This is a genomic window from Bacillus sp. 7884-1 (genome assembly GCF_002272245.1).
In the GTDB taxonomy this organism is placed as follows: domain Bacteria; phylum Bacillota; class Bacilli; order Bacillales; family Cytobacillaceae; genus Neobacillus.
On sequence record NZ_NPDD01000267.1, the window covers coordinates 1 to 4,532 of the forward strand.

Annotated in this window: 5 protein-coding genes; 3 read left to right on the forward strand and 2 right to left on the reverse strand. The window is 33.4% G+C overall.

All coding sequences use genetic code 11. The features are described 5' to 3' along the window. The first annotated feature begins 303 nt into the window (after positions 1-303). The gene (gene pgaC, locus CHI06_RS27330; protein WP_257009483.1) at positions 304-1,542 is read left to right on the forward strand and encodes a poly-beta-1,6-N-acetyl-D-glucosamine synthase; all 1,239 of its coding nucleotides are present in this window, start codon (positions 304-306) and stop codon (positions 1,540-1,542) included. Positions 1,543-1,560: 18 nt separating this feature from the next. Next, positions 1,561-1,929 carry a poly-beta-1,6-N-acetyl-D-glucosamine biosynthesis protein PgaD gene (gene pgaD / locus CHI06_RS27335; RefSeq protein ID WP_095251792.1) on the forward strand — a complete coding sequence of 123 codons (369 nt, stop codon included), beginning with the start codon at positions 1,561-1,563 and terminating at the stop codon, positions 1,927-1,929. 469 nt (positions 1,930-2,398) lie between these two features. On the opposite strand, the gene CHI06_RS27340 is transcribed toward pgaD, so the two are convergent. Beyond that, entirely contained in the window at positions 2,399-2,605 is a 207-nt protein-coding gene (locus CHI06_RS27340; RefSeq protein WP_095251793.1) for a hypothetical protein, read from the reverse strand. Between the two features lie 197 nt (positions 2,606-2,802). On the opposite strand from CHI06_RS27340, the gene CHI06_RS27345 reads away from it, so the two are divergent. After that, complete coding sequence (locus CHI06_RS27345; RefSeq protein ID WP_095251794.1) at positions 2,803-2,997, forward strand: hypothetical protein; 195 nt, start codon at positions 2,803-2,805, stop codon at positions 2,995-2,997. Between the two features lie 288 nt (positions 2,998-3,285). Here CHI06_RS27345 and CHI06_RS27350 read toward each other — a convergent pair whose 3' ends face one another. After that, entirely contained in the window at positions 3,286-4,521 is a 1,236-nt protein-coding gene (locus tag CHI06_RS27350; protein ID WP_095251795.1) for an IS110 family transposase, read from the reverse strand. Positions 4,522-4,532: the final 11 nt, after the last annotated feature.

Sequence of the window (4,532 nt, forward strand, 5' to 3'; positions counted from 1 at the left end):
CTTTAATAATGATTACCAAATTACGGTAGTATTCAAAAAGAAAATTAATTTGTTGAAGAGTGGCTGTAAAGTCTCTCTTTTTTCTTATTCTTTCCTCAGCTATGTAGTTTGTACATTTTTAGCAATTACTTCCCAATCTGCACAATGGTAATTTCACCATTAACTGGACGTTAAGTAAACCTTTAGGAAATTTTAAGTGTAGCTTAACAATGTATTCAGAATTCTAGAATGTATTAAACGTGTCGAACCATGATAAGATTCTTTAAATGTTATTTTTTATTTCTAATAAGGGTGTGATCTAATTTGGCAAATATTTTTATTCTTTTTTTATTTTATTATCCATTGGTAATGGGAATTATATGGATTATTGGTAGTTTAATATATTATGTAAAAAAGGAAAAAGACTATAATTTTCCAGAATATAGTAGTGAAGAATCACCTTTTGTCTCCTTATTAATTCCAGCGTTTAATGAGGAACAAACTATTGAAGAAACCATACGATATGCATCAAAACTAAATTATCCTAATTATGAAATTATCGTAATCAATGATGGAAGTAAAGATCGGACACTTGAGATATTAAGTTCAATATTAGATTCTTATCCAAAGTTACGAATTGTAAATGTTGTTAGCAATAAAGGTAAAGCTAACGCTTTAAAACAAGGTGTTCTAGCTTCAAAAGGAGAAATTATCGCAACGATTGATAGCGACGCAATCCTCGATAAGGACGCACTTAAATATGTTATTCCACATTTTATTACTCCTAACAATGGGGAGAGAGTGGGAGCAGTAACAGGGAACCCAAGGATAAGAAATCGGACAAACTTACTATCTAAGATTCAACTAGTGGAATATGCTAGTATTATTGGGTTGATCAAAAGAACACAGAGAGTGCTAGGGAAAGTAATGACGGTGTCAGGTGTTTTCGTGGTCTTTCGAAAAAAGGCATTGTTAGATGCTGGGATGTGGGACACCGACTTAGTAACAGAGGATATTGGTGTAACCTGGAAACTACAAAGAAGGTTTTGGGATATTCGTTACGAACCCAAAGCTGTATGTTGGATGTTAGTCCCTGAATCTATTAAAGGAATATGGAAGCAGCGGCTGAGATGGACACAGGGGGGAATTGAAGTCATTTTACGTCATAGAGGTATTTTTCTGGATTGGAGACAGCGAAGGCTTTTTCCTGTCTATATTGAACAGATCCTTAGTGTCCTATGGGCCATAATTTGGTTTATTTCAACTATCATTTTTATATACCAACTCATTTTTCTTCATCAATTTTTAATGCCTACAATGTGGATAGGGAATTATATATCTTTCATTTGTTTAATGCAATTTTTTGTGGCTCTTTTTATTGAAAGAAATTATGAACAAGGGATTTTAAAATATTTACTATGGGGTATTTGGTATCCCATTATTTACTGGCATATAAATGCTTTGTTAGTAATAATGGCTTTACCAAAAGGATTAATGATTTTAAAGAGAAATAAAAAGCAATTTGCAACATGGGAAAGCCCAGACCGTGGACTCCATTTATAAAAAAGTAAGGAGAAACTAATGATTATTAACATAAAACAGTCAAAGTTTAGAAAAAGTTTAGACCTTCTTTTAACTATTTTTGGATGGATATATCTTATTTTATTCCTTTTTAATTTTGCCACTCACCTCAATACTAATTTGAATTTAAGATTTTATTACCTTAACCTATCAAACGCCAATGCAATTCTTATCTTTACTTTTTTAATTTTAGTCATAAGTTCTGCTGCATTAATTGGGTGGAGTTCCTATAATAAACGCAAATATGGTTTTCTTAAGAGAAGGAACTTCCCTGAAACCGCAAATGTTAAAGAGATCTCTGAATATTTTCAAATAACAGAGGAGGAGCTTAGACTTATTCAAAATAGCAATTATTTTGAAATTAAATAATTTTGAATTACTTAATAATATAATTAAAAGGACTACAAGCAATCCTCTCTGAAAAAGGGAACTTTTTTTAGAACGAGCAATATTGAATAATTGCACTTAAACTAAAGGGTGCGTTAGTAAAAAAATAAACCTCAATTTTATCTTTGTATCCCATAGATAAAATTGAGGTTTTTATGATGGGTAATTCTTAACGTTGTAAATCCGCACTTTCCTGACGCTACCCCTAGAAGAACAATAATACGATGTTGATGATAATAATTATAATTTCAATGATAACAACGGCGGAGTTATGAACAATATTGGCGAAGCAATTGAAAATGTTGTTGACGCAGTTACTGGTGATAATCAAAATAATCAACAAAAAGGTCGTAACAATAACAACAATCGTTAATATTTAAACTAAAACGCCAAATAATGGCGTTTTTTTAAGTCTTAGAGGACATCATTCAATCGCTTCATCTGTTTTGTCTTAATGTTCTGGTGGAGCAATAACCGGGTCATTGGGGGCATTTGAGTTTGTTGAAACATGAGCGGTTGCTCCCGGTGATTCAACACTGGTTGGGCCTGGGCGTTCAACACCGCCTGAAATGGAGCCTGCAAAAGATGGTATACCTTCCCCGCCTTCAGTCGGTTGAACTGCTGTTTTTAAACCTGTTATATTTTTCATGTTTGGCATGTTTTCACCTCCTTTAAATAGTTTGCACTTTTAAATTATTTTCTATTATGAATGTATTAATTTCCACATTATTTTTCTCCTCCCTTACTTCTATCAAAAGAAATAAAGGAAGTTCTTAAAAATATTCTCCTTTTTCTCCAAAAAATTTATTTCCAAGTATAATGGAATTAGAAAATGAATTTGTTAGGGTGATCCTGTTGAAGTGTAAATATGGTGGAATTTTGTCTGTAATACTAATAGAGGAGTATCCAGAAAACGTAAAAGATAAAATTAACTATAATCGTCTTCGTGACGTTGAATGTCTTGAATGTGGCCAAATTTATTACAGCCAACCATATGACTTTGGCAGGAAAATTAACAAGGTGAAGGATTTAACAAAAGATCGTCAATAGACGGTCTTTTCTATGTTCAAAATGTTGCACGATTTTTTTCACCTGGTTTTATGTATCATTGAAGTACACAATATGAGACAAGTTTCGGCCCCAGGAAAATTAATAATTTTGACCGTCTCAAAAAATTGGCTATTTATTACCTTGTTCAACTAAACCAGCTAATAGTTTGTCAATATTTTTCAATAAAAACTTAAAATATCTCATGCTATACTAAAAAATGTGCATACCAAATAACCTTCCTTTAGTCTATTTTTGGAAGGTTTTGTGCTATTTAGTTTAATTTAGGTTCTAAGCTATATCTTGGAAAGTCGTTTTGTTTTTTAAAAGGGCAAATATCCAGTGTAAGAGCTTATTTACACATGCAATAACAGCTACTTTAAAAGGTTTTCCTTCTTTACGTTTTTTATCATAGAACTCTCGTAATTTCTTATTTTGAGGAATAATTTCATTGCTTGTTTTGCTCTTACGACAGTCACGAATCGCACAACGAACAGCCATATATAAGGCGTGACGAAGCCTACTGGATCTTCTTTTGGTGATTCGGTTTTTGGTGGCTGTAAACTTACCAGATTCGAATACACTAGGATCAACTCCAGCGAAAGCTACGAGCTTTTTAGGATCAGTAAATCGATCTATCTCTCCAATTTCTGAAATGATCGTTGCCGCGATCTTTTCTCCTATACCAGGGATAGATTTGATAATATTATATTCTTCAACTTCTTTTGCGAGGGCATCTATCTCTGATTCTAACTTGGATAGATGCTCTTTGTATTGAAGAATGATGTTTATATACATACTAAGACTCAAAATATGACTCTGATACAAAGTCTTTTCAAACGGATTTCGGTCTGCGGCAGCCTTGAGCTGAGTAGCTTTTTCTTTAGCCCATCGATAGGAACGACTTTTACATAACTCAGCGATTTTGTCGGCAATTGTTTCTTCACTTGCCTCTAAAATATCTTCAGATGAGGGAAACTCTGAAAGAGTTAATAGTGATACTACCGAATATAAGTCACCAAAAACACCTCTGTATTCAGGGAAGACCTGGTCCAGAATCGCTTGAAATTGTAGCTTTGTTTGAATCAATACACCAGTAATATTTTCGTGCTGTCTTGTAAGATTCCGAAGGTTTAATAGCTGCACACCACGCTTCTTATACGGCTCTAAATCCTCTTTATAAAACACCTCGCAGAGATGGTAAGCATCTATCGCATCTGTCTTTACTTTCCGAAGACTTGAACTTTTAGCCTTATAAGAAATCAATGGATTAATGATTATCAATAAATACCCTCGGTCCTCCAAGTATTGAACAACAGAGGAATGATAATGTCCTGTCGCTTCTAGAACAATAGGTGGTTTCTTACCAGTTTCTCTCTTAACCACCTCCAGAAACTCTACAAGTAAATCAAGACCTTCTATAGTATGAGAAACTTTAAAACTCTTACGGTATGGTTTGCCTTTATCTAAAAATGCTTGAACTTGACTTTCCCCTTTTGAAACATCCAGACCAATGACTGGATTCATTTCTAAATCCT